Source organism: Burkholderia pyrrocinia (assembly GCF_018417535.1).
In the GTDB taxonomy this organism is placed as follows: Bacteria; Pseudomonadota; Gammaproteobacteria; order Burkholderiales; family Burkholderiaceae; genus Burkholderia; species Burkholderia pyrrocinia_E.
In genome coordinates this window covers 3,858,021-3,884,466 of the sequence record NZ_CP070977.1, presented here as the reverse complement: position 1 = coordinate 3,884,466, position 26,446 = coordinate 3,858,021, and the positions used below count along the sequence as shown (strand labels likewise).

The 26,446-nt window shown below is 65.9% G+C and carries 20 protein-coding genes; 12 read left to right on the top strand and 8 right to left on the bottom strand.

The annotated features are described in order from the left end of the window. The first annotated feature begins 100 nt into the window (after positions 1–100). The 5 genes from JYG32_RS18020 (at position 101) to dut (ending at position 6,316) form a co-directional block, all read left to right on the top strand. Positions 101–1,093 carry a bifunctional riboflavin kinase/FAD synthetase gene (locus JYG32_RS18020; protein WP_174380062.1) on the top strand — a complete coding sequence of 331 codons (993 nt, stop codon included), beginning with the start codon at positions 101–103 and terminating at the stop codon, positions 1,091–1,093. Between the two features lie 101 nt (positions 1,094–1,194). Continuing rightward, positions 1,195–4,032, top strand: coding sequence for an isoleucine--tRNA ligase (gene ileS, locus JYG32_RS18015; protein ID WP_213264271.1), 2,838 nt, complete (start codon positions 1,195–1,197; stop codon positions 4,030–4,032). A 2-nt stretch (positions 4,033–4,034) separates the two neighbouring features. Then, on the top strand, positions 4,035–4,535 hold the full coding sequence (gene lspA, locus JYG32_RS18010) for a signal peptidase II (RefSeq protein ID WP_111016291.1): 501 nt from the start codon (positions 4,035–4,037) through the stop codon (positions 4,533–4,535). A 67-nt stretch (positions 4,536–4,602) separates the two neighbouring features. Then, positions 4,603–5,814, top strand: coding sequence for a bifunctional phosphopantothenoylcysteine decarboxylase/phosphopantothenate--cysteine ligase CoaBC (gene coaBC / locus JYG32_RS18005; protein WP_213264270.1), 1,212 nt, complete (start codon positions 4,603–4,605; stop codon positions 5,812–5,814). Positions 5,815–5,869: 55 nt separating this feature from the next. Beyond that, positions 5,870–6,316 (top strand): dUTP diphosphatase, encoded by a 447-nt coding sequence (dut, locus tag JYG32_RS18000; protein ID WP_174380059.1) that lies wholly within the window; start codon positions 5,870–5,872, stop codon positions 6,314–6,316. 54 nt (positions 6,317–6,370) lie between these two features. On the opposite strand, the gene JYG32_RS17995 is transcribed toward dut, so the two are convergent. From JYG32_RS17995 to clpS, 4 genes are all read right to left on the bottom strand, one after another. Next, positions 6,371–7,141 carry a COG4705 family protein gene (locus JYG32_RS17995; protein WP_174380058.1) on the bottom strand — a complete coding sequence of 257 codons (771 nt, stop codon included), beginning with the start codon at positions 7,139–7,141 and terminating at the stop codon, positions 6,371–6,373. Positions 7,142–7,289: 148 nt separating this feature from the next. After that, the gene (locus JYG32_RS17990) at positions 7,290–8,672 is read right to left on the bottom strand and encodes an amino acid permease (RefSeq protein WP_433960834.1); all 1,383 of its coding nucleotides are present in this window, start codon (positions 8,670–8,672) and stop codon (positions 7,290–7,292) included. A 103-nt stretch (positions 8,673–8,775) separates the two neighbouring features. Continuing rightward, positions 8,776–11,076 (bottom strand): ATP-dependent Clp protease ATP-binding subunit ClpA, encoded by a 2,301-nt coding sequence (gene clpA / locus JYG32_RS17985; protein WP_174380056.1) that lies wholly within the window; start codon positions 11,074–11,076, stop codon positions 8,776–8,778. Next, a complete protein-coding gene (gene clpS / locus JYG32_RS17980) occupies positions 11,073–11,387 on the bottom strand; it encodes an ATP-dependent Clp protease adapter ClpS (protein ID WP_006398529.1) in 315 nt (104 codons plus the stop codon). The genes clpA and clpS overlap by 4 nt, the downstream gene beginning before the upstream one ends. Before the next feature lie 544 nt (positions 11,388–11,931). Between clpS and JYG32_RS17975 the strand changes: the two genes are divergently transcribed. Then, entirely contained in the window at positions 11,932–12,135 is a 204-nt protein-coding gene (locus tag JYG32_RS17975) for a cold-shock protein (RefSeq protein ID WP_006478030.1), read from the top strand. A 181-nt stretch (positions 12,136–12,316) separates the two neighbouring features. Here the strand turns inward: JYG32_RS17975 and JYG32_RS17970 are convergent, their stop codons facing one another. Continuing rightward, positions 12,317–13,915 carry a multicopper oxidase family protein gene (locus tag JYG32_RS17970; protein WP_213264268.1) on the bottom strand — a complete coding sequence of 533 codons (1,599 nt, stop codon included), beginning with the start codon at positions 13,913–13,915 and terminating at the stop codon, positions 12,317–12,319. A gap of 669 nt (positions 13,916–14,584) precedes the next feature. Between JYG32_RS17970 and JYG32_RS17965 the strand changes: the two genes are divergently transcribed. Continuing rightward, entirely contained in the window at positions 14,585–14,809 is a 225-nt protein-coding gene (locus tag JYG32_RS17965) for a hypothetical protein (protein ID WP_047898835.1), read from the top strand. Positions 14,810–14,932: 123 nt separating this feature from the next. Here the strand turns inward: JYG32_RS17965 and JYG32_RS17960 are convergent, their stop codons facing one another. Next, positions 14,933–17,161, bottom strand: a complete 2,229-nt coding sequence (locus tag JYG32_RS17960) for an NADP-dependent isocitrate dehydrogenase (RefSeq protein ID WP_213264267.1) — start codon at positions 17,159–17,161, stop codon at positions 14,933–14,935. Between the two features lie 281 nt (positions 17,162–17,442). Further along, positions 17,443–18,699, bottom strand: coding sequence for an NADP-dependent isocitrate dehydrogenase (icd, locus tag JYG32_RS17955; protein ID WP_006478026.1), 1,257 nt, complete (start codon positions 18,697–18,699; stop codon positions 17,443–17,445). Between the two features lie 276 nt (positions 18,700–18,975). Between icd and JYG32_RS17950 the strand changes: the two genes are divergently transcribed. The 5 genes from JYG32_RS17950 to JYG32_RS17930 all read left to right on the top strand — a co-directional run bounded on the left by JYG32_RS17950 (position 18,976) and on the right by JYG32_RS17930 (position 24,226). Beyond that, a complete protein-coding gene (locus tag JYG32_RS17950) occupies positions 18,976–19,554 on the top strand; it encodes a pseudouridine synthase (RefSeq protein WP_089446272.1) in 579 nt (192 codons plus the stop codon). 280 nt (positions 19,555–19,834) lie between these two features. After that, positions 19,835–20,053, top strand: coding sequence for a hypothetical protein (locus tag JYG32_RS17945; RefSeq protein ID WP_072444916.1), 219 nt, complete (start codon positions 19,835–19,837; stop codon positions 20,051–20,053). Between the two features lie 160 nt (positions 20,054–20,213). After that, on the top strand, positions 20,214–20,714 hold the full coding sequence (locus tag JYG32_RS17940; protein ID WP_213264266.1) for a DUF192 domain-containing protein: 501 nt from the start codon (positions 20,214–20,216) through the stop codon (positions 20,712–20,714). Between the two features lie 220 nt (positions 20,715–20,934). After that, entirely contained in the window at positions 20,935–23,046 is a 2,112-nt protein-coding gene (gene fusA / locus JYG32_RS17935) for an elongation factor G (protein ID WP_174380052.1), read from the top strand. Positions 23,047–23,206: 160 nt separating this feature from the next. Beyond that, positions 23,207–24,226, top strand: coding sequence for a HoxN/HupN/NixA family nickel/cobalt transporter (locus JYG32_RS17930; protein WP_213264265.1), 1,020 nt, complete (start codon positions 23,207–23,209; stop codon positions 24,224–24,226). A gap of 1,126 nt (positions 24,227–25,352) precedes the next feature. On the opposite strand, the gene JYG32_RS39595 is transcribed toward JYG32_RS17930, so the two are convergent. Further along, positions 25,353–26,417, bottom strand: a complete 1,065-nt coding sequence (locus JYG32_RS39595; protein WP_213264264.1) for a hypothetical protein — start codon at positions 26,415–26,417, stop codon at positions 25,353–25,355. Positions 26,418–26,446: the final 29 nt, after the last annotated feature.

Sequence of the window (26,446 nt, the reverse complement as noted above, 5' to 3'; positions counted from 1 at the left end):
CCGCGTTTCCCCCCTTCTCGGCCGCCGGCCCGCCCGAACGTTTATAATCTTCTGCTTTGCGGCATCCCACCGCCCATTCCCCGACGCTGCATCCGCTATCGTGAAAGTCTTCCGCGGCCTGCCCAACGCCGAGAGCCGCGCCCCGTGCGCGCTGACGATCGGCAACTTCGACGGTGTCCATCGCGGCCACCAGGCCTTGCTCGCGCGCGTGCGCGCGGCAGCGGACGCACGCGGCCTGCCCGTGTGCGTCATGACTTTCGAGCCGCACCCGCGTGAATTCTTCAACCCGGCCGGCGCGCCGCCGCGCATCGCGATGCTGCGCGACAAGCTCGAGGCGCTGCGCGATCACGGCGTCGACCGCGTGGTCGTCGAGCACTTCAACCACACGTTCGCGAGCCAGACGCCGCAAGCGTTCGTCGAGCGCACGCTGGTGAACGGGCTGCACACGCGCTGGATGATGGTCGGCGACGATTTCTGCTACGGCGCGAAGCGCGCTGGCACGTTCGACACGCTGAAGGCGGCCGGCGAGCAGTACGGCTTCGAGGTCGAACAGATGGGCACGGTGGCCGGCAGCGACGGCACGCGCATCTCGAGCTCGGGCGTGCGCGCCGCGCTGGCGGCCGGCGATCTCGACGCGGCCGCGCAGGCGCTCGGCCACGGCTATGCGATCAGCGGCCACGTCGCGCACGGGCTGAAGCTCGGCCGCGACCTCGGCTTCCCGACGCTGAACCTGCCGATCGCGCACAAGCGGCCGGCGCTCGCGGGCATCTTCGTCGTGCAGGTGCACGGCCTCGGCCCCGACCCGCTGCCGGGCGTCGCGAGCCTCGGCCTGCGCCCGACCGTCGACGATTCGGGCCGCGTGCTGCTCGAAGTCCACCTGCTCGACTGGCACGGCGATGCGTACGGCAAGCTCATCCGCGTCGAATTTCTGAAGAAGCTGCGCGACGAGGCGAAATTCGACGATCTCGAGGCACTGTCGCGCGCGATCGCGCTGGACGTCGCGAATGCGCGCGCGTACTTCATCGAGCGCGACCGTGCGCCGGGTAGCCGCGCAACGGGCTTCGCGACGTCGGCAACCGACCGAATTAGCTGATCCGGACGGCGGCGCCCCGCGCCGCACCCACGCGTCGCACACGCGCGCGCATCCCCGATTCACGACGCACGAGCGTCCTCCGATTTGATAGCGATCCCATCATGAGCAACAAGAAAGCCGATTCGAAACCGCAGGCCAAGTATCCGGTCAACCTGCTCGACACGCCGTTCCCGATGCGCGGCGACCTGCCCAAGCGCGAGCCGCAGTGGGTCAAGGAATGGGAAGAGCGCGGCCTCTACGACAAGATCCGCGCGGCCAGCCAGGGCCGGCCGAAGTTCATCCTGCACGACGGCCCGCCGTATGCGAACGGCGACATCCACCTCGGCCACGCCGTCAACAAGATCCTGAAGGACATCGTCGTCAAGTCGCGCAACATGGCCGGCTTCGACGCGCCGTACGTGCCGGGCTGGGATTGCCACGGGATGCCGATCGAGATCCAGATCGAGAAGCAGTTCGGCAAGTCGCTGCCGGCGGCCGAAGTGATGAGCAAGGCGCGCGCGTACGCGACCGAACAGATCGAGAAGCAGAAGGTCGGCTTCAAGCGCCTCGGCGTGCTCGGCGACTGGGCCAATCCGTACAAGACGATGAACTTCGTCAACGAGGCGGAAGAGCTCCGTGCGCTCGGCAAGATCATCGAGAAGGGTTATGTGTATCGCGGGCTGAAGCCGGTGAACTGGTGCTTCGACTGCGGCTCGGCGCTCGCCGAAGCGGAAGTCGAGTACAAGGACCGCACCGATCCGACGATCGACGTGATGTTCGCATTCGCGGAACCGGAAAAGACCGCGCAGGCGTTCGGCCTGCCGGCACTGCCGCGCGCCGAAGGCGGCATCGTGATCTGGACCACCACGCCGTGGACGATTCCGGCGAACCAGGCGCTGAACCTCCATCCGGAAATCGTCTACGCGCTGGTCGACACCGAGCGCGGGCTGCTGATCATCGCCGAAGAGCGCGTCGCCGCGTGCATGGAAGAGTTCAAGCTGACAGGCCGCGTCGTCGCGACCGCACCGGGCGTGAAGCTCGCGAACCTGCGCTTCCACCACCCGCTCGCATCGGCCCACCCCGGCTACAAGCGCACCGCGCCCGTCTACCTCGGCGACTACGTGACGACCGACACCGGTACCGGCGTCGTGCACTCGTCGCCCGCGTACGGTATCGAGGACTTCATGTCCTGCAAGGCGCACGGGATGACCGACTCGGACTTCATCAACCCGGTGATGGGCGACGGCCGCTATATCGAATCGCTGCCGCTGTTCGGCGGCCTGTCGATCTGGGATGCGAACCCGAAGATCGTCGAAGCGCTGAACGCGGCCGGCTCGCTGCTGCGCAGCGAGAAGTACACGCACAGCTACATGCACTGCTGGCGCCACAAGACGCCGATCATCTACCGCGCGACGTCGCAGTGGTTCGCCGGCATGGACGTGACGCCGCGCGACGGCAGCAAGACGCTGCGCGAAACGGCGCTCGAAGGCGTCGACGCGACCGCGTTCTACCCGTCGTGGGGCAAGCAGCGCCTGTTCAGCATGATCGCGAACCGTCCCGACTGGACGCTGTCGCGCCAGCGCCAGTGGGGCGTGCCGATGGCGTTCTTCGTGCACAAGGAAACCGGCGAATTGCACCCGCGCACGCTCGAACTGCTCGAGGAAGTCGCGAAGCGCGTCGAGCAGTCGGGCATCGAGGCATGGCAGACGCTCGACCCGCGCGAGCTGATCGGCGACGACGCGAACCTGTACGAAAAGAACCGCGACACGCTCGACGTGTGGTTCGACTCGGGCACGACGCACTGGCACGTGCTGCGCGGCTCGCACAAGGATCAACTGCAGTTCCCGGCCGACCTGTATCTGGAAGGCTCGGACCAGCATCGCGGCTGGTTCCACTCGTCGCTGCTGACCGCGTCGATGATCGACGGCCGCGCGCCGTACAAGGGCCTGCTCACGCACGGCTTCACGGTCGACGGCGAAGGCCGCAAGATGAGCAAGTCGCTCGGCAACGGCATCGACCCGCATGAAGTCGCGAACCGCCTCGGCGCGGAAATCATCCGCCTGTGGATCGCGTCGACCGACTATTCGGGCGAGCTCGCGATCTCCGAGGAAATCCTGAAGCGCGTGACCGAAGGCTATCGCCGCATCCGCAATACGCTGCGCTTCCTGCTCGCGAACCTGTCGGACTTCGACTACGCGCAGCACGCGGTGCCGGTCGACGAATGGCTCGAGATCGACCGCTATGCGGTCGCGTTCTCGCAGCAACTGCAGACGGAACTGCTCGGCCACTACGAGAAGTACGAATTCCACCCGGTCGTCGCGAAGCTGCAGACGTACTGCTCGGAAGATCTCGGCGGCTTCTATCTCGACGTGCTGAAGGATCGCCTGTACACGAGCGCGGCCGATTCGCGCGCACGCCGCTCCGCGCAGACGGCGCTGTACCACCTGACGCACGGCCTGCTGCGCGTGCTCGCGCCGTTCCTGTCGTTCACGGCCGAAGAAGCGTGGAAGGTGTTCCAGCCGGCCAGCGAAACGATCTTCACGGAAACCTACTACGCGTATCCGGAAGTCGCCGGCTCGGCCGCGCTGATCGACAAGTGGGCGCTGCTGCGCGACGTCCGCGGCAACGTGACGAAGGCGCTCGAGGAAGCGCGCACCGCGAACCGCATCGGTTCGTCGCTGCAGGCCGAAGTGACCGTGCACGCGAGCGGCGCGCGTTACGACGCGCTCACGAGCCTCGGTGAAGACCTGAAGTTCGTGCTGATCACGTCGGCCGCGACGGTCGTCGAGGTCGGCGACGAAGCGCAGGAAAGCGTCGACGTGGCCGCGTCGAAGTACCAGAAGTGCGAACGCTGCTGGCACTACCGCGAGGATGTCGGCGCGCACGCCGATCATCCGACGCTGTGCGGCCGCTGCTTCTCGAACCTGTTTGAAAACGGCGAAATCCGGAGCGCTGCTTAACTATGGCGAAAACCCTGTCGAAACCGGCCAGCGGCGCGCTCGCGCCCTGGCTCGGCATTTCGCTGATCGTGATCCTGTTCGACCAGTTGTCGAAGATCGCGATCCTGAAAACGTTCGCGTATGGCGCGCAGCATGCGCTGACGTCGTTCTTCAACCTCGTGCTGGTGTACAACCGCGGCGCCGCGTTCGGCTTCCTGTCGACCGCGAACGGCTGGCAGCGCTGGGCGTTCACCGCGCTCGGCATCGGCGCGACGCTCGTGATCTGCTTCCTGCTGAAGCGCCACGGCCACCAGCGGCTGTTCAGCGTGTCGCTCGCGCTGATCCTCGGCGGCGCGCTCGGCAACGTGATCGACCGCCTCGTCTACGGCCACGTGATCGACTTCCTCGATTTCCACCTCGGCGCCTGGCACTTCCCGGCGTTCAACCTCGCCGATTCCGCGATCACGGTCGGCGCGGTGCTGCTGATCTACGACGAACTGCGTCGCGTGCGCGGCTCGCGCTAGGCGCGCATACTCGGCGTCGACGGCCGGCCTCGCGCCGGCCGTCCCGTTTGACCCTTGGAGGCCTGAGTTGGCACACGCAGAACTCGCAGGAAAACACCTCGTTCTCGGCCTGACGGGCGGCATCGCCTGCTACAAGATCGCCGAGCTCACGCGGCTGCTCACGAAGGCCGGCGCGACCGTGCAGGTCGCGATGACCGAAGCCGCCACGCAGTTCATCACGCCCGTCACGATGCAGGCGTTGTCGGGCCGGCCCGTCTTTACGAGCCAGTGGGACGCGCGCATCGACAACAACATGGCGCACATCGACCTGTCGCGCGAAGCCGACGCGATCATGATCGCGCCCGCGTCGACGGATTTCCTCGCGAAGCTCGCGCACGGGTTCGCAGACGATCTGCTGTCGACGCTGTGCGTCGCGCGCGACTGTCCGTTGCTCGTCGTTCCCGCGATGAACCGCCAGATGTGGCAAAACCCGGCGACGCAGCGCAACGTCGCGCAACTGCGCGCGGACGGCGTGTCGGTGCTCGGCCCCGATTCGGGCGCGCAGGCGTGTGGCGAAGTCGGCGACGGCCGCATGCTCGAGCCCGAGGCGATCTATGAAGCGATCGTCGCGCACTTCGCGCCGAAGGTGCTGGCGCACCGGCGCGTGCTGATCACGGCCGGCCCGACGTTCGAACCGCTCGACCCCGTGCGCGGCCTCACGAACCGCTCGAGCGGCAAGATGGGCTTCGCGCTCGCGCGCGCCGCGCAGCAGGCCGGTGCCGACGTGCATCTCGTCGCGGGGCCGGTCGCGCTAGACACACCGTGGGGCGTCTACCGCCAGGACGTGCAAACCGCGCAGCAGATGTACGACGCGGTGATGCATGCCGTCGCCGATGCCGACATCTTCATCGCGGTGGCCGCGGTCGCCGACTGGCGCGTCGCACAGCCGGCCGAGCACAAGATGAAGAAGACGGCCGACCGCAAGATGCCGGCGCTCGCATTCGTCGAGAACCCCGACATCCTCGCGTCGGTCGCGGCGCTGCCCGATCCGCCGTTCTGCGTCGGGTTCGCGGCCGAAAGCGGCGACCTCGACGTGCACGGCGACGAGAAGCGCAAACGCAAGAACGTGCCGCTGCTCGTCGGCAACCTCGGGCCGCTGACGTTCGGTCGCGACGACAACGAAGTCGTGCTGTTCGAAGCCGCCGGCCTCACACGCCTGCCGCGCGCGCCGAAGGACGAACTCGCGCATGCGCTCGTCGCGGAAATCGCGAAGCGCCTGCCCGACAACCGCCTGATCTGATCTCCCGCGCGGCGGCTGTCGCCGCCGCGCCCTTCCCGACCGATTCGACGACCGCATGAAACTCGACCTGAAGATTCTCGACGCGCGCATGCGCGACTACCTGCCCGCCTACGCGACCACCGGCAGCGCCGGCCTCGACCTGCGCGCATGCCTCGACGCACCGGTCACGCTGCAGCCGGGCGAAACGACGCTCGTACCGACCGGCCTCGCGATCCACGTCGCCGATCCCGGTTATGCGGCGCTGATCCTGCCGCGCTCGGGCCTCGGCCACAAGCACGGGATCGTGCTCGGCAACCTCGTCGGCCTGATCGACTCCGACTACCAGGGCCAGTTGATGATCTCGACGTGGAACCGCGGCCAGACCGAGTTCGTGCTGAACCCGTTCGAACGGCTCGCGCAACTCGTGATCGTGCCGGTCGTGCAGGCGCAGTTCAATATCGTCGACGACTTCGCGGAAAGCGATCGCGGCGAAGGCGGCTTCGGCAGCACCGGCCGCCACTGAGCGACGCAACATAAAAAAAGGGGCCGCGGCCCCTTTTGCTTGTTCCGTTCGCCGTCATTCGCTTACCGGCTGCGCGATCCGCGCGGGCACCAGTTCGCGTCGCCGGGCCTGCGCGATGCTTGCATAGATCACCAGCGCGGCCAGCACGCCGAGCAGCACGGCCGACGAGCCGACCGTACCGAGCGCGAGCCCGCCCTTCGCAACCGGCTTCGTCAGCAGGTCGCCGACCGTCGCGCCGAACGGACGCGTGAGCACGAACGCGGCCCAGAACAGGAACACGCCCGAAATCCGCGTGAAATAGTGCGCGAGCACGATCACCGCAAGCAGGCCGCCGATCAGCAGCGCGCCGCCGCCGAAGCCGAGCCCCGAACTGTCCGCGAGGAAGTCGCCGAGCGCGGTGCCGAGCGTGTTCGAGAACAGGATCGCGATCCAGTACAGCAGCTCGACCTTGCGCGTGCGGATCAGGTCGACCGACAGCGATTCGCCGCTGAGTCGCCAGACCGCGAAGATTGCCAGCAGGATCGCGACGAGGATCGACGAGCCGGCCGCATAGCCGAGGCCGAGCGTACGGTCCATGAAGTCGGACATCGTCGTGCCGGCCGTGCTCGTCGCGACGATCACGGCCCAGTAGATCGTGGGGCGATAACGCGTCGTCTTGAGCTGCGCGCCCAGCGTCACGAGGAAGAAACCGAACAGCAGGATCGAGCTCACCGCGTAGCCGACGTTCAGCGTCATCGACAGCAGGTCGCCACCGGTTTCGCCGAGCGTCGTCGCGCAGATCTTCATGATCCAGAACGCAAGCGTGATTTCGGGAAGTTTGTTCATTCGAACCCCTTTTTACAGGAAAGCGGCAAGCCGGCGCGTGCCGGCCCGCATTGCAGGCAGGATCGAATGTTAGTCGCCGCAGGCTTAACGGAACCTTAGCGAACGTGAGGATCGGGATGGCCGGCGAGCGCGACCGTGGTTGGCCGCGTCAGCGTGCGTGCCGGTGCCGGTAGTGCAGCGCATACGCGAGCGTCAGCAGCACGGCGAACACGACACCGACCACCATCGTCATCCGGAATTCGCGCGTAAACGCGGTCGTGAACAGGATCGCCGCGACGAGCCCCGCGCCGAGCAGGCTGCCGAACGGGTGACCCCACATCCGGAACGCGAGCGCGGGGCCGCGATACCGCGAACGAAAGCGCAGGTGCGTGACAAAGATCATCAGCCACGTGAACAGCGCGCCGAACATCGCGATCGCCATCATCACGGTGAACGCCGTGTCGGGTGCCAGCGCGACCAGCACGGCCGCCACCGCGACGCCGCTCGTCGAGATCCACAGCGCCGCGCGCGGCACACCGTTCGTGCCGAGCCGGCCGAATACCGCGGGCGCGAGCCGTGCGCGCGACAGGCTGAACATCATCCGTGTGGTCACGTAGAGCTGGCTGTTCATCGCCGACAGCGCCGCGATCAGCAACACAAAGTTGATCACGCCCGCCGCGTACGGCACGTGCGTCGCGGCCATCACTTTCACGAACGGGCTTTCGTTGGTGCCGGCCTGCGTCCACGGCACGATCGAGAGCATCAGCGACAGCGTCAGCAGGTAGAACAGCACGAGCCGGAACACCGTCGAGCGGAACGCGCGCGTGACCGCGTGCTGCGGATCGCGCGCTTCGCCGGCCGCGATCGCGACGGCCTCGATGCTCATGTAGCTGAAGATCGCGACGATCACCGCGACCCAGGTGCCCCACGGCCCCTTCGGCATGAAGCCGCCGTGCGCGGTGTAGTTCGCGAAGCCGATGCCCGATGCGGCCGGCGCCGACCACACGAAATACGCACCGAGCAAAATGAACACGACGATCGCCGCGATCTTCAGCAGCGAGAACGCGTATTCGACCGAGCCGTACAGCGTGACGCTCGCGAGGTTCACGGCGATCAGCAGCGCGGAGAAGCCGATCACCCAGTACCAGCCGGGCACGCCCGGAAACCAGTACTTCATGAACACGGCGATCGCGCTGATCTCGGTGCCGATCGCGAACACGACCGCGAACCAGTACGCATAACGCACCAGAAAGCCCGCGAGCGGGCCGACGTAGTGTTCGGCATACGCGCCGAACGAGCCGGCCGTCGGATGCGCGACGGTCATTTCCGCGAGCGCGCCCATCAGCAGCAGCGCGATCAACGCGCCGATCGCATACGACACCAGCACGCTCGGGCCGGCGAGCCCGATCGCGAACCCGCTGCCGAGGAACAGCCCCGTGCCGATCGCGCCGCCGATCGCGATCATCGCCATCTGCCCGGACGTCAGCGCGTGGCGCAATCCTTGTTCGCGCGCGACGATGCTGTCGAACGAACGTTGTTGTTGTTGTGTCACTGCGTTACCACTCCCCTGCACCACCATTGCGCCGCCGGCGCCGGATAAAACGAAACGGCGCGGAGACCTTCCCGCGCCGTTCGCATGAACAACGAATTATCGCTTACTCGACTTCGACCGTCTCTTCGTTCGGCTTGTGCGGCGGATTCGCCAGCTTGTCGAACGACAACTGCACCTTGTCGTTTTCGTCGACGTCGACCGTCACGTGTCCACCGTTGACGAGCTTGCCGAACAGCAGTTCGTCGGCCAGCGCGCGACGGATCGTGTCCTGGATCAGCCGCTGCATCGGCCGCGCGCCCATCAGCGGGTCGAAGCCGTGCTTCGCGAGATGCTTGCGCAACGCGTCGGTAAAGAGCGCGTCGACCTTCTTCTCGTGGAGCTGTTCCTCGAGCTGGATCAGGAACTTGTCGACCACGCGCATGATGATTTCCTCATCGAGCGAGCGGAAGCTGATGATCGAATCCAGGCGGTTGCGGAACTCCGGCGTGAACAGGCGCTTGATGTCGGTCATCTCGTCGCCCGTTTCGCGGCGCGTCGTGAAGCCGATCGTCGCCTTCTGCATCGACTCGGCGCCCGCGTTCGTCGTCATGATGATGATGACGTTGCGGAAATCCGCCTTGCGGCCGTTGTTGTCCGTCAGCGTGCCGTGGTCCATCACCTGCAGCAGCACGTTGTAGATGTCCGGATGCGCCTTCTCGATTTCGTCGAGCAACAGCACGCAATGCGGCTTCTTCGTGACGGCTTCGGTCAGCAGCCCGCCCTGGTCGAACCCGACGTAGCCCGGCGGCGCGCCGATCAGGCGGCTCACCGCGTGACGCTCCATGTATTCCGACATGTCGAAGCGGATCAGCTCGATGCCGAGCGTGAACGCAAGCTGGCGCGCCACTTCGGTCTTGCCGACGCCCGTCGGGCCGGAGAACAGGAACGCGCCGATCGGCTTGTCCATCTTGCCGAGCCCCGCGCGCGCCATCTTGATCGACGCCGCGAGCGCGTCGATCGCCGGATCCTGGCCGAACACGACGCTCTTCAGGTCGCGGTCGAGCGTCTGCAGCTTGCTGCGGTCGTCCTGCGACACGCTTTGCGGCGGCACGCGCGCGATCTTCGAGATGATTTCCTCGATCTCGCTCTTGCCGATCGTCTTCTTCTGCTTCGACTTCGGCAGGATGCGCTGTGCTGCGCCCGCCTCGTCGATCACGTCGATTGCCTTGTCCGGCAGGTGACGGTCGGTGATGAAGCGCGCCGACAGCTCGGCCGCGGCCGACAGCGCACCCGACGAATACTTGACGCCGTGATGCTCCTCGAAGCGCGACTTCAGGCCGCGCAGGATCGCAACCGTCTGCTCGACGGTCGGCTCGCTCACGTCGACCTTCTGGAAGCGCCGCGACAGCGCCGCATCCTTCTCGAAGATGCCGCGATATTCGGTGAACGTGGTCGCGCCGATGCACTTGAGCGTGCCCGACGACAGCGCCGGCTTCAGCAGGTTCGACGCATCGAGCGTGCCGCCCGACGCGGCGCCCGCGCCGATCAGCGTGTGGATTTCGTCGATGAACAGGATCGCGTGCGGACGCTCCTTGAGCTCCTTCAGCACCGTCTTCAGGCGCTGCTCGAAATCGCCGCGATACTTGGTGCCTGCGAGCAGCGCGCCCATGTCGAGCGAATAGACCTGCGCATTCGCGAGGATGTCCGGCACTTCGCCGCGCGTGATGCGATAGGCGAGCCCTTCCGCGATCGCGGTCTTGCCGACACCGGCTTCGCCGACGAGCAGCGGATTGTTCTTGCGGCGGCGGCACAGCACCTGCACGACGCGCTCGACTTCGGGCTCGCGCCCGATCAGCGGATCGATGCGGCCGTCCTTCGCCATCTGGTTCAGGTTCTGCGTGAACTGCGCGAGCGGCGTTTCCTTCTGCGCATTCGCGTCCTCGCTTTCCGCGTTCGCGTCGGTCGACTTGGCGGCCTCGCCGTTGTTCGTCTTCGCGATGCCGTGCGAAATGAAGTTCACGACGTCGAGGCGCGTGACGCCCTGCTGCTGCAGGTAGTACACCGCGTGCGAATCCTTCTCGCCGAAGATCGCAACCAGCACGTTCGCGCCGGTCACTTCCTTCTTGCCGTTCGACGTCGACTGGACGTGCATGATCGCGCGCTGGATCACGCGCTGGAAACCGAGCGTCGGCTGGGTATCGACATCGTCGGTGCCCGGGACGGTAGGTGTGTTGTCGTGGATGAAATTGCGCAGGTTCTGACGCAGGTCCTCGATGTTTGCCGCGCACGCGCGCAACACCTCGGCTGCGGTCGGATTATCCAGCAGGGCCAGCAGCAGATGCTCGACCGTAATGAACTCATGGCGCGCCTGACGTGCTTCCATGAACGCCATGTGCAGGCTGACTTCCAATTCCTGGGCAATCATGCTTCCTCCATCACGCACTGCAGCGGATGCCCGGCCTGCCGCGCATGGGTAACGACTTGCTCAACCTTGGTCGACGCGATGTCCCGCGTATAGACCCCACAAACTCCTCGCCCTTCGCGATGGACCTTCAGCATGATCTGCGTGGCCGTCTCGCGATCCTTCTTGAAATACTCCTGGACCACCATCACGACGAATTCCATCGGCGTGAAGTCGTCGTTCAGCAGCACCACCTTGTACATCGAAGGCGGCTTGAGCTTCTGCTGCTTGCGTTCCAGGACGGTGCTGTCCTGCTTGTCCGGGATAATCGCCATACACCCATTCTAAACAACTCGGACAGGCCCGCAATCCTGCCATTACCCGACCGACCGGCCGGCGCCCTCCCCGGTATCCCGGAACACGCGATCGTCTTCGCGCCATACGAAAGCCGGCTGCGGTGCCGGCTTTCACGCGTGGCGCGGAACACGAACCGTCAGGGGGAATCGCACCGGAACGTCGTATCCGCATCCAGTATCCCACAAGCCGGGACGACTCGAACGCGTGTCACTCGAGCCTGGTATATGAGCCGATTATGCGGCTTTTCAAGTCCCCGCGCTTGGCCGCATGCAGCCAAGCAAAGCCGGAAAAACCCTGAAAATGGGTTCTTTACAACGGCCCTCTATACGTCTAAAAATTCCTCTTGACACTCCAATAAAGAGCGCCAACAATCAAGCTGGCACTTTTTTCAAATTGCCGGTTGGCGAAATGAAAGAGGCCGAGGTGAGCTTGTGAGGGGGGAACGGCTGCAGTTTCCGGTCGTTTAGCTTTTCGAGCGTGCTCGTGGTAAGTAGCAGCGACTGTGTGACAGGGGAAGTAGGTATGGCAACTGGTATCGTTAAGTGGTTCAACGACGCGAAGGGCTTCGGTTTCATCACTCCCGACGAGGGCGGTGAGGATCTGTTTGCGCACTTCTCGGCTATCACCATGAATGGCTTCAAGACGCTGAAGGAAGGCCAGAAGGTGAGCTTTGACGTCGTTCAAGGACCGAAGGGCAAGCAAGCGTCGAACATCCAGGCCGCATAAAGGCATCGGATATCGGACGAAGAAACCCGGCGCATTGCGCCGGGTTTCTTTTTTTCAGGTCGGCCAATCGATAATCGATTGGCCGGCCTTTTCGTTCAATCCCGTTAATCGAACACGCATTGTCTTGTCACGCACGCAGATCGAATATCGATCCCGCACGTGAAACACATTCACCACTTCGTTACACGACCTTCAGCGTGCCCATCATGCCGAGATCCTCGTGTTCGAGAATGTGACAATGAAACATGCGCTCGCCGGGCATGTCTTGCGTGACGAGAATCGTCACGGTTTCACCACTGCGCACGTTCACGGTATCGCGCCATGCGCGGAACGGTTCGCTCGTGCGCGAGCCGCCCGACGCGCGCTCGATCACCTGGAACTGCGTACCGTGCAGGTGGAACGGGTGATCCATGTCGGTGGCATTGCGGATCTCCCAACGCTCGACGTCGCCGCGGCGGCTCGTCAGCGTCGCGCGGTGCTGCGCGTAGGTCTCGCCGTTGATCGTGAAGCGCATGCCCGCCGGGCGGCCGTGCGCCGCACCCTTCATCATCGCGTCCATGTCCATTTCCTCGCCGAACGCGACCGTCTTGTGCGCAACCGGTTCGCCCAGCGGCGGTACCGCGCGCAGCGTGGCGGGCAGCGCGCGCGCCTCGGCGGGTGCAAACGCGACATCGGCCAGCGCCAGCGCCGGATCGGGCGGCAGGCTGCCGTGGCCGTCGTCGTGCGACATCGCCATCTTGCGGCGGTCGTATTCGGCCGCCTGCAGCACCGCGCGCGACGCGCGATCGCCCGCGCGCACCAGCAACTCCGCGCGCTCGCCCGGCGCAATCAGCAGCGACGTCACGCGGCGCGGCACGTCGAACAGCCCGCCGTCGGTGCCCGCGTGCTCGAACGCGCGGCCGTCGTCGAACGCGACGCGCAGGTAACGCGCGCTGCACGCATTCCATACGCGCCAGCGTTCGTCGCCGGCGACGTCGATCCGCGGCCGGCGTGCGCCGTTGACCAGCACGAACTGACCTTCACGGCCGTTCATCCAGTCCATCATGTCGTTCGGTGCAATCGTGCCGTCGTGCGCAAGCTTCAGGTCCGACACGAACAGGTTGCGCTCGGGCCAGCCGGCGAGCGGATCGTCCGCTGCGCGCACGACGAACGGGCCGGCCAGCCCGCGAAACACCTGCTCGGCCGTCATCATGTGCGGATGCGGGTGGTACCAGTAGGTGCCGGCGCTGCCCTTCGGCAGCGTGAAGCGGTACACGCGCGACGCGCCGGGCGCGACGGGATCGGACGGATTGCCGTCCTGGTCGGGCGGCACGGGCAGGCCGTGCCAATGGATCGTCGACGGCTGCGGCAGCCTGTTCACGAACTTGATCTCGACCGTATCGCCCTCGCGCACATCGATCAGCGGGCCGACGACGGGGCCTTGCGTGCCCGCGCCAAACTGCCAGAAGGTGGTCGGCCGCGCACCGTGCAGCATCGGCCGCGCAACGGGCTGCGCCACCAGCGTGGCCCGGAACGTGCCGGGCTCGCGGCTTTCGTTCGCGAGCGTGCGCAACGCCGCGAGCGGTGCGCCGGCCGGCAACGCGTCGGCGGCCGCGAGCGCGGCCGGCGCGGGCTTGCCGTGCTGCGCGTGACCCGACATCCCCGACATGCCGGGCATGTCGTCCATCGAATCCATGCCGGCCATGCCCACATGACCGGCATGCTGCGCCCACGCGGTGCGCGCGAACAGCGACGCGACCGCGAAGCCGATAGCGCGCGACAGGAAGGTTCTCCGTATCATCAATCGTTCCTCGTTATCCATGCTGCGTCGCGCGGCAGCCGCGACGCCCGCGTCGGCCGGCTGGAATGCCGATGCGCGACGCGAAACCTGATGCCCGCGTCATCATAACTGCAGGCCCCTGTCGAAACGCGCCGCCGCCGGTCGGGCGGCGATACGCCGCAGTGCGCGGCGCTACCGCGCCGGAATCGACACGCGTCGACGGCAGCGCCGATCAGTGACGCGCTGCCCTTCGCCAACGATCGCGGCCATTTATCCGCTCCGATGACGGCCTCCGGACGACCGCTTGGCGCCTGCCGTTCGTCCCCGCATTGGCGATCGTCGCGTCATCCCCCCGCGAAACCATGAATATTTCACGATACGGAACAAGTCCCTGCGTTGTAAAAATTCGTGGTGCAGGGCACAAATTTCCCGTTTCGCGATGCCAAAAAACGTTCCGCAATACAAAACGCAAGAAATATATCATTGTTTTTAAAAGATATTTTTTTGTTTCGAGAAGCTGTTCTACGCGCACCATCCGACCGGGCCACGGACGTAGACTTTGTTCCATGCACTGACGCTTCGCCACGACGTTCGATACGGAACCCGGCGCAGGCAGCCAGTCGGGCCACAGCCGGCCGAGCCGGCAGACGGCACAACAGAATCGCTTGTGATCAGAAAGGGAGAACGGAAATGAAGGGATTTCGCTTTGGTTCAGCGCTCGGGTCGTTCTACATCCTGCCGGGTAACGGCGGCTGGGAAGCGACGTTCGGCAACGCCCTGCTCGGCGCGTTCTCGTGCCCCGAAGTGGCAGCCGACCACATCTCTCGCGGCGACTGCCCGCAACTGTCCGAAATGGACACGGCGACGCTCGAGGTGCCGCACGAAATCGCCGAGTGGGAAATCGTTCACGTCTGAATGGCAAGCCTGCAACGAAAAACGCCCCGGGCGTCCGGGGCGTTTTTCTTTTGTATCGGGCGGCGGACGGTAGAACCCGCCGCGCCGACACACGTATTGGCCCGCGCGATTGCGCGGCCGGCGTCAGGCGACCGCGTCGACGATGCCGTTCAGCGTCGCGCTCGGGCGCATCGCCCGGCTCGTCAGGTCGACGTCCGGACGGTAGTAGCCGCCGATGGCCTGCGGCTTGCCCTGCGCAGCCGCCAGTTCCTCCAGGATGCGCGCTTCGCTGTCGGACAGCGCCTTCGCCACGCCTTCGAACTGCGCCTTCAGCGCGGCGTCCTCGGTCTGCTCGGCGAGTGCCTGCGCCCAGTACAGGCACAGGTAGAAGTGGCTGCCGCGGTTGTCGAGGCCGCCGACCTTGCGCGCCGGCGACTTGTTCTCGTCCAGGAACTTGCCGGTCGCCTGGTCGAGCGTCTTTGCGAGCACGACTGCCTTCGGGTTCTGGTACGCGTGGCCGAGGTGTTCGAGCGATGCAGCCAGCGCGAGGAATTCGCCAAGCGAATCCCAGCGCAGGAAGCCTTCCTCGACGAACTGCTGCACGTGCTTCGGCGCGGAACCGCCCGCACCCGTTTCGAACATCCCGCCGCCGGCCATCAGCGGCACGATCGACAGCATCTTCGCGCTGGTGCCGAGTTCCATGATCGGGAACAGGTCGGTCAGGTAGTCGCGCAGCACGTTGCCGGTGACCGAGATCGTGTCCTTGCCCGCGCGGATGCGCTCGAGCGAGAAGCGGGTCGCGTCTTCCGGCGTCATGATGCGGATGTCGAGGCCGTTCGTGTCGTGATCCTTCAGGTAGCGTTCGACCTTCGCGATGATCTGCGCATCGTGCGCGCGCGCCGGATCGAGCCAGAACACGGCCGGTGCGCCGGTCGCGCGGGCGCGGTTCACCGCGAGCTTGACCCAGTCCTGCACCGGCGCGTCCTTCGTCTGGCACATGCGCCAGATGTCGCCCGACTCGACCGCGTGCTCGAGCAGCACGTTGCCGGCTTCATCGGTGACGCGCACGACGCCGTCCGCCGGGATCTGGAACGTCTTGTCGTGCGAACCGTATTCTTCGGCCGCCTGCGCCATCAGGCCGACGTTCGGCACGCTGCCCATCGTGACCGGATCGAATGCGCCGTGCTGCTTGCAGTCCTCGATCACGGCCTGGTAGACGCCCGCGTAGCAGCGATCCGGAATCACGGCCTTCGCGTCGTACAGCGCGCCGTCCGGGCCCCACATGCAGCCCGATTCGCGGATCATCGCCGGCATCGACGCGTCGACGATCACGTCGCTCGGCACGTGCAGGTTCGTGATGCCCTTGTCCGAGTTGACCATCGCGAGGCGCGGGCGCACGGCGTATTCGGCCTTGATGTCGGCTTCGATCGCTTCGCGCGTGTCGGCCGGCAGGTCCTTCAGGCGCGCGTACAGGTCGCCGATCCCGTTGTTCGGGTTGAAGCCGGCCTGCGCGAGCACGTCCGCGTGCTTCGCGAGCGCGTCGCCGTAGAACACCGACACGAAATGGCCGAACAGGATCGGATCGGAGACCTTCATCATGGTCGCCTTCAGGTGCACCGAGAACAGCACGTCCTGCGCCGTCGCGTCGGCGATCTGCGCTTCGATGAAGCTGCGCAGCGCGTTGCGGCTCATCACCGATGCGTCGATGACTTCACCGGCCTTCACGGCCGTCTGTTCCTTCAGGACCTTCTTCGCGCCGTCGGCCGTCGTGAGTTCGATCTTCACGCTGCCGGCATCGGCGATCAGCGCCGACTTCTCGCTGCCGTAGAAGTCGCCTTCGCTCATGTGCGCGACGTGCGCCTTCGACGTGGCCTGCCATGCGCCCATCTTGTGCGGATGCTTGCGTGCGTAGTTCTTGACCGACAGCGGCGCGCGGCGGTCGGAGTTGCCTTCGCGCAGCACCGGGTTCACCGCGCTGCCCTTGATCTTGTCGTAGCGGGCCTTGACGGCCTTCTCTTCGTCCGTCGACGGATCTTCCGGATAGGCCGGCAGCTTGTAGCCCTGCGCCTGCAGTTCGGCGATCGCGGCCTTGAGCTGCGGCACCGACGCGCTGATGTTCGGCAGCTTGATGATGTTCGCTTCCGGCTTCAGCGTGAGCTGGCCCAGCTCGGCCAGATCGTCGGAACCCTTCTGCTCCGGCGGCAGGACGTCTGCGAATGCCGCGACGATGCGGCCGGCGAGCGAGATGTCGCGCGTTTCGACGGCGACGCCGGACGAGCGCGTGAAGGCCTTGACGATCGGCAGCAGCGAATAGGTCGCGAGCGCGGGCGCCTCGTCGGTGAGGGTGTAGATGATCTTGGGCGAAGTGGACATGGTCAATGCGTTGCTACGTGAAAGTGGGACTGAGGAGCGCCGGCGGATAACCGGCGGGGAGCGACCGGGTCGGTCGCGAAAGGGGCGCCGGGTTCAGCCGGGCGATGGTGTTGCGAGGGCCGTCATGTTCTACCTTGCAGGGCCTCCGGGCCGCTTCGCGGCGCCGCGGCCCGCACGCCGGACCGCCCTGTCAAACCAAACCTGCCATCCACGAAACGCCCCGGCGCCGGCAGGTGGCGCCGGGGCGGCCGGAAACGCTCCGGCCCACCCCGCAAGGGGTCTTACATATTCTCGATCAGCACTTCGCCGAAGCCCGAGCACGACACCTGCGTCGCGCCTTCCATCAGACGCGCGAAGTCGTACGTGACGCGCTTCTGCAGGATCGACTTCTCCATCGCGGCGATGATCGTGTCGGCCGCTTCCGTCCAGCCGAGATGGCGCAGCATCATTTCCGCCGACAGGATCTCGGAACCGGGGTTCACGTAATCCTTGCCCGCGTACTTCGGCGCGGTGCCGTGCGTCGCCTCGAACATCGCGACCGAATCCGACAGGTTCGCGCCCGGCGCGATCCCGATGCCGCCGACCTGCGCGGCCAGTGCGTCGGAGATGTAGTCGCCGTTCAGGTTCAGCGTCGCGATCACGTCGTATTCGGCCGGGCGCAGCAGGATCTGCTGCAGGAACGCGTCGGCGATCGAATCCTTGATCACGATCTCGTTGCCCGTCTTCGGGTTCTTCACGCGCATCCACGGGCCGCCGTCGATCAGCTCGCCGCCGAATTCCTTCTGGGCCAGCGCGTAGCCGGCGTCACGGAACAGGCCTTCCGTGAACTTCATGATGTTGCCCTTGTGCACCAGCGTGACCGACTTGCGATCGTTGTCGATCGCGTACTGGATCGCCTTGCGCACGAGACGCTCGGTGCCTTCGGTCGACACGGGCTTGACGCCGATCCCCGAGGTTTCCGGGAAGCGGATCTTCTTCACGCCCATCTCGTCCTGCAGGAACTTGATCACCTTCTTCGCCTGCTCGGAGCCCGCGGCCCATTCGATGCCCGCGTAGATGTCTTCCGAGTTCTCGCGGAAGATCACCATGTCGATCTTTTGCGGCTCGCGCACCGGCGACGGCACGCCCTTGAAGTACTGGACCGGGCGCAGGCACACGTACAGGTCGAGTTCCTGGCGCAGCGCGACGTTCAGCGAACGGATGCCGCCACCGACCGGGGTCGTGAGCGGCCCCTTGATCGACACCACGTATTCCTTCAACACCTGCAGCGTTTCGTCCGGGAGCCACACGTCCGGACCGTACACCTTCGTCGCCTTCTCGCCCGCGAAAATCTCCATCCAGTGGATCTTGCGCTTGCCCTTGTAGGCATGCGCGACCGCCGCGTCGACGACCTTGATCATGACCGGCGTGATATCGAAGCCCGTACCGTCGCCTTCGATATAGGGAATGATCGGCTGATCGGAAACGTTGAGCGAGAAGTCCTTGTTGACGGTGATCTTGTCACCGCCTTCCGGAACCTTGATGTGCTGATACGGCATGATCGACTCCAGTGACGTGGCTGAGCAGGTGATGCTGGTCGAAGCTGCGCGCGCGGCGGGGGCGCGGCATGGCCACCCCGTGACGGCAACAGCGAGCCGCTATTCTAGCGCCCCAACCGGGCACTTCGGCACGAAGCGCGGCACTGCGTATCAAGACCTCACTTATGTCTTATATAAGACAGAGGACTTGCCGTTCCGTATTATGCATTAAGATTCCGCCATTTGCCATAGACCGCCCGCCCCGCTTCCCGCGGCACGCCGGGCGGGCGCCCTGCCATGAACCTGATCGCCCTCAACAAGCCGTTCGGCACGATTTGCCAGTTTTCCGCGCACGAGACGCGACCGTCGCTCGGCGACTGGGTAAAAACGCCCGGTGTCTATGCGGCCGGCCGGCTGGACGCGGACAGCGAGGGCCTGCTGCTGCTGACCGACGACGGCGCGCTGCAGGCGCGCATCGCGGAGCCGCGCCACAAGCTCGTCAAGCGCTACTGGGCGCAAGTCGAGGGCGCGCCGGGCCCGGCCGACCTGAAGGCGCTCGCACGCGGCGTCGATCTCGGCGACTACGTGACGCGCCCGTGCCGCGCCGAGTTCATCGAGCCGCCCGACACGCTGTGGCCGCGCAATCCGCCGATCCGCTACCGCGCAGCGATCCCGACCACGTGGATCGAGCTCGCGATCACCGAAGGCAAGAATCGGCAGGTACGCCGGATGACGGCGGCCGTCGGCTTCCCGACGTTGCGTCTGGTGCGCGTCGGCATCGGTGCGCTCGACATATTCGCGCTCGGCATTGCGCCAGGCGAAACAATCGCGCTACCGCCACGCGCGCCGTGGGACGGTTTCGCGCCCGCCGGATGACGGATTCGGGACGCGCGAATTTTTCGTCATCTTTTTCGTCAACCGCCTGCGAAGATCGCGCGTTAAATCACGCAGATGCCACCCTGAGCTATCCGGCATTGGCAGCCGAACCCGTGTTTGCGTCACGAAAGCGACGTTTTCTTCGAATACGATTCGGCGCCCGCAGCGCAATGAGAAATTTCTCGGAGCGTCTGTCAACCGAAAGGTGGATGGCACCGTTAGACGTCATGACTCCTATGCCGGGTCATTTGGTTAATTAACTAAAGCTGAGGAACACAACATGAACAAACTGATCGCCGCTCTGGTCGCTGGTCTCTTCGCAACGGCTGCTTTCGCACAAGCTTCGGCTCCGGCCGCTCCGGCTGCTGCTGCTCCGGCAGAAGCTGCTTCGGCACCGGCGAAGAAGGCAACGCACAAGAAGCACCACGCTGCCAAGAAGCACCACGCTGCTAAGAAGGCAGCGAGCGAAGCCGAAGCCCCGGCAGCTGCTTCGAACTAAGCAAGCTAGTTGTAATAACGCAGTCAAGAACACGCAGTTCTGCCGTTCTTACGGCGTTGAAAGGCAGGTCACCGCAAGGCGATCTGCCTTTTTCTTTTTTGTGCCCGCCAGCGCGCATCGCGTACCATGCGGGTCTCGTTTTCCAGATAGGAGCCTTGCTGTGCAATTCTCCCTGCGCTCGTCGCTCGGCCGCCTTGCGCGCGCCGCCGTGTTTCCCGCCGCGCTCGCCGTCCTCGCGCTCGGCATGCAGGCCGCCAGCGCGCAGATGCCGCCCGGCGCCAAGCAGCCGGGCGAGTTCCCGCACGTGAAGCTGCGCGCCGGCATGTACGTGATCGACGCGGCTGTCGCCGCGAACGACGCCGACCGCGAACAGGGGCTGATGTACCGTTCGCAGCTCGCGCCGAACGAAGGCATGCTGTTCGTCTTCAACGAGAATGCCGTGCATTGCTTCTGGATGAAGAACACGCTGATCCCGCTGTCGATCGCGTTCATCCGCGCGGACGGCACGATCACCGACATCGACGAGATGAAGGCAGAGACGACCGACAACCACTGCCCGCGCAACAACGGCGTCTATGCGCTCGAAATGAGCAAGGGCTGGTTCGCGGCGAAGGGCATCAAGCCCGGCATGAAGCTCGACGGCCTGCCGAAGGCCCAGTAACGGCGAGCGCCGCGGCCTTGCGCCGCGCACCGACCGAAGCCGGCCGCCCGTTGCGCGCCGGCTTTTTTTTCGCCTGCCGGCGGCGACGCCCGCCTTGATTCCGCCGGTGCCGGCCGCATCTGCAAAAGCCACGCGCAAGCGCTATGCTTTAAGTCTGTCTTGTTCCAGCCCGGGCCGGCCCAGCCGCCCCGCTTACGATCCGAACCACCAGGAGGTTCACGTGCCCCGCAAAACCCCCATCGAGCGCTATCGCAATATCGGGATCAGCGCTCACATCGATGCCGGCAAAACCACGACGACCGAGCGCATCCTGTTTTACACCGGCGTGAGCCACAAGATCGGTGAAGTGCACGACGGCGCGGCCACGATGGACTGGATGGAGCAGGAGCAGGAACGCGGCATCACGATCACGTCGGCGGCGACCACGGCCTTCTGGAAGGGCATGGCCGGCAACTATCCGGAACACCGGATCAACATCATCGACACGCCCGGGCACGTCGACTTCACGATCGAGGTCGAGCGTTCGATGCGCGTGCTCGACGGCGCGTGCATGGTCTACGACTCGGTCGGCGGCGTGCAGCCGCAGTCGGAAACCGTGTGGCGCCAGGCGAACAAGTACAAGGTGCCGCGCATCGCGTTCGTCAACAAGATGGACCGCGTCGGCGCCGACTTCTTCCGCGTGCAGCGGCAGATCGGCGAGCGCCTGAAGGGCATCGCCGTGCCGATCCAGATTCCGGTCGGCGCGGAAGATCATTTCCAGGGTGTCGTCGATCTCGTGAAGATGAAGGCGATCGTCTGGGACGACGAAAGCCAGGGCGTGAAGTTCACGTACGAGGAGATCCCCGCGAATCTCGTCGAGCTCGCGCACGAATGGCGCGAGAAGATGATCGAGGCCGCGGCGGAAGCGAGCGAGGAACTGCTCGAGAAGTATCTGCACGACCATGAGTCGCTGACCGAGGACGAGATCAAGGGCGCGCTGCGCAAGCGCACGATCGCGAACGAGATCGTGCCGATGCTGTGCGGCAGCGCATTCAAGAACAAGGGCGTGCAGGCGATGCTCGACGCGGTGATCGACTACCTGCCGTCGCCGGTCGACGTGCCGGCGATCCTCGGCCACGACTTCGCCGATCCGGAAAAGCCGGCGGAACGTCATCCGAGCGACGACGAGCCGTTCTCGGCGCTCGCGTTCAAGATCATGACCGACCCGTTCGTCGGCCAGTTGATCTTCTTCCGTGTGTATTCGGGCGTCGTCGAATCCGGCGACACGGTGCTCAACGCGACGAAGGACAAGAAGGAACGGCTCGGCCGGATCCTGCAGATGCATGCGAACGAGCGCAAGGAAATCAAGGAAGTGCGCGCAGGCGACATCGCGGCGGCCGTCGGCCTGAAGGAAGCGACCACCGGCGACACGCTGTGCGACCCGACCAAGCCGATCATCCTCGAGAAGATGGAATTCCCGGAGCCGGTGATCTCGCAGGCCGTCGAGCCGAAGACGAAGGCCGACCAGGAAAAGATGGGCCTCGCGCTGAACCGCCTCGCGCAGGAAGACCCGTCGTTCCGCGTGCAGACCGACGAAGAGTCCGGCCAGACGATCATTTCGGGGATGGGCGAGCTGCACCTCGAAATCCTGGTCGACCGGATGAAGCGCGAATTCGGCGTCGAAGCGACGGTCGGCAAGCCGCAGGTCGCGTATCGCGAGACGGTGCGCACGACGGCGTCCGATGTCGAGGGCAAGTTCGTCAAGCAGTCGGGCGGCCGCGGCCAGTACGGCCATGCGGTGATCACGCTCGAGCCGAACCCGGGCAAGGGCTACGAGTTCCTCGACGAGATCAAGGGCGGCGTGATTCCGCGCGAATTCATCCCGGCCGTCGACAAGGGCATCACCGAAACGCTGAAGAGCGGCGTGCTCGCGGGCTACCCGGTCGTCGACGTGAAGGTGCACCTGACGTTCGGTTCGTACCACGACGTCGACTCGAACGAAAACGCGTTCCGGATGGCCGGCTCGATGGCGTTCAAGGAAGCGATGCGCCGTGCGAAGCCCGTGCTGCTCGAGCCGATGATGGCGGTCGAGGTCGAAACGCCCGAGGACTTCATGGGCAACGTGATGGGCGACCTGTCGAGCCGGCGCGGCATCGTGCAGGGGATGGAGGACATCGCGGGCGGCGGCGGCAAGCTCGTGCGCGCCGAGGTGCCGCTCGCGGAGATGTTCGGCTATTCGACGTCGCTGCGTTCGGCAACGCAGGGCCGCGCGACGTACACGATGGAGTTCAAGCACTACGCGGAAACGCCGGCCAACGTATCGGAAGGCGTGATCAGCGCGAAGACGAAGTAAGCGCCGGGCGACTGCGCCCTGCCGCGTGCAAGGCCCGTCCGGTTCGTCCGGACGGGCTTTTTTTGTCCGATGCGCACGGCTCGCGGCTTTTTGATCGGTACGCCACGCGTTTTTTGCGCATGCCACAATGCATCGCGATTCGTCAGATGGAACCGCACCGATGCCGCCCACCCCTGCCCTGCGCCGCCTGCTGGTCCTCTATGCCGGCCTGATCGCCGCGAACGTCGCCGTCTGGCTGTGGGCGCTCGCGGTATTGCACGACCATCCGCTGCTGCTTGGCACCGCGGCGATCGCGTACGGGCTCGGGCTGCGTCATGCGGTCGACGCCGATCACATCGCCGCAATCGACGTTGCGACGCGCAAGCTGATGCAGGATGGCCAGCGTCCGGTAAGCGTCGGGCTGTTCTTCTCGCTCGGCCATTCGACGATCGTGATCGCCGCGACGCTCGGCATCGCGCTGACCGCGTTCGCGCTGCGCGACCGGTTCGATGCGTTCCGCGAGATCGGCGGCACGATCGGAACGGCGGTGTCGGCGACCTTCCTGCTCGTACTCGCATGTGTGAACCTGATGATCCTGCGTGACGTATGGCGGCGCTATCGCGGCGCGCCGGAGCATGCGCACGGCGCCGCGCATGTGCACCGCCCGGCCGGACTCGTGTCGCGGCTGCTGCGCCCGCTGTTCCGGTTCGTGTCGAAGAGCTGGCACATGTATCCGGTCGGCGTGCTGTTCGGGCTAGGTTTCGATACTGCAACCGAAATCGGCCTGCTCGCGATTGCCGCCGCGCAGGCGAGCCAGGGGTTGCCGGTCTATACCGTCATGCTGTTTCCCGCCTTGTTCACGGCCGGCATGACGCTGATCGACTCGACCGACAACGTGCTGATGATTCATGCGTACGGCTGGGCGATGGACGATCCGCAGCGCAAACTGCTCTACAACGCGAGCATCACGTTCGTGTCGGCGGCCGTCGCGCTTGCGATCGGCGGGATCGAGGCGGCCGGCCTGCTCGCCGACAAGCTGTCGCTGACGGGCCCCGTGCGCGACGCGCTCGATGCGCTCGATGCGCTCGGCGAACGCTTCGGCTCGATCGGCTACGGCATCGTCGCGCTGTTCCTCGTCTGCTGGATCGCATCGATCCTGTTCCACCGCTGGCAGCGCGCGGCCGACGCACCGGCGCGCTGAGCATCGCTCAGACGTTTCATTTCGGAAACAAAACGCCCGCATCGACGCCTCATGCGCCGTCGCATGCATGCGCGCGCCTTGCGCCACGGGCGTAAGCGGCCGGTGGCACGAATCTCGCTGATAGGGCTTCGCAAGGCGGGCCCGCGTGCCGATCCGCGTTCGCGGCTGGCTTCAAGCGCCAGCACGAAGGTAATCGGCCGCCGAAAGGACAACGAATCTTTGCTGGCCCCCTGCACCACACGTAGATAGCCGCGCGGCAACGAGGCATCGCGCGCATGGGGAGGCCATGATGCTTAAGACGAAACAGCCGTTCCGCGCGGCGGGACGGTGCTATCGCGCGACCTTGATCGCCGCAGCCGCGTTTGCGTGCTGCTGCTCGTATGCAGTCGCGCAGAACACCGCGCCTGACTCCGCGCCCGACGCGGTTGCCAGCGCGGACACCGTCATGACGCTGGTCGAGGACGCTTCGTCGTGTGCAGCCAATCCGGCTGCATGCGCGGCGCATGTCTATGCCGGCGGTGGAAGTGGCGGTCATGGTGCGAGCGGTAGTGGCGGCAGTCCCGGTAGCGGTAGCGGAGGAAATAACGGGAACGGCGCTGTCGGACCTGCTGGTGTCGGCGGAGCGACAGGCGCAACGTCCGGCGGTACGAGCGGTACGGGTCGCGGAGGAAATGCGTCCGGCGACGGTGGTTCGGGTGGAAGCACCTCGGGTGGCGGTACTTCGGGTGGCGGCACTTCGGGTGGCGGCACTTCGGGTGGCGGCACTTCGGGTGGCGGTACCTCGGGTGGCGGCACTTCGGGTGGTGGCACTTCGGGTGGTGGCACTTCGGGTGGTGGCACTTCGGGTGGCGGTACTTCGGGTGGCGGCACCTCGGGTGGCGGCACCTCGGGTGGCGGTACTTCAGGTGGCGGTACTTCAGGTGGCGGTACTTCAGGTGGCGGCACCTCGGGTGGCGGCACTTCGGGTGGCGGCACCTCGGGTGGCGGTACCTCGGGTGGCGGTACCTCGGGTGGCGGCACTTCGGGTGGCGGTACCTCGGGTGGCGGCACTTCGGGTGGCGGTACCTCGGGTGGCGGTACCTCGGGTGGCGGCACTTCGGGTGGCGGCACTTCGGGTGGCGGTACCTCAGGTAGCGGAGGCCATGGCGGACATGGTGGCCATGGCGGCGGTGACGGCGGCGGTGACGGCGGCGGTGACGGCGGCGGTCACGGCGGTGGTGACGACGGTGGTCACGGCAACGGTGGTGGTGGCCATGGCGATGGTGACGGTGGCGGCCACGGCAATGGCGGCGGCAACGGCGCCGGTGATGGCAATGGCCACGGCAACGGTGGCGGCAGTCATGGCGACGGTGACGGCGGTGGCCACGGCAACGGTGGCGGCAGTCATGGCGACGGTGACGGCGGTGGCCACGGCAACGGTGGTCACGGCAATGGCGGTGGCAACGGCACTGGCGGCGCGGGTAGCGGTGGCGGTAGCGGCAGTGGTGCTGGCGGCAACGGTGGCCACGGCAGTGGCGGTGGCAACGGCGCTGGCGGCGCGGGTAACGGTGGCGGTAGCGGCAGTGGTGCTGGCGGCAACGGTGGCCACGGCAGTGGCGGTGGCAACGGCGCTGGCGGCGCGGGTAACGGTGGCGGTAGCGGCAGTGGTGCCGGCGGCAACGGTGGCCACGGCAGTGGCGGTGGCAACGGCGCTGGCGGCGCGGGTAACGGCGGTGGTAACGGCAGTGGTGCCGGCGGCAACGGTGGCCACGGCAATGGCGGCGCAGGTAACGGCGGTGGTAACGGCAGTGGTGCTGGCGGCAACGGTGGCCACGGCAATGGCGGCGGCAACGGCACTGGCGGCGCAGGTAACGGTGGCGGTAACGGCAGTGGTGCCGGCGGCAACGGTGGCCACGGCAATGGTGGTGGCAACGGCACTGGCGGCGCGGGCAACGGTGGTGGTAGCGGCAGTGGTGCCGGCGGCAACGGTGGCCACGGCAATGGCGGCGGCAACGGCAATGGCGGCGCGGGTAACGGTGGCGGTAACGGCAGTGGTGCCGGCGGCAACGGTGGCCACGGCAATGGCGGCGGCAACGGCAACGGCAATGGCAATGGCAACGGCAGTGGTGGCGCGGGCAATGGCGGTGCCAACGGGGTCGGCAATGGCAACGGCAATGGCAACGGCACTGGCAACGGCAACGGCGGCGGTCACGGCAACGGCGGATCGTCCGGAGGCAACCA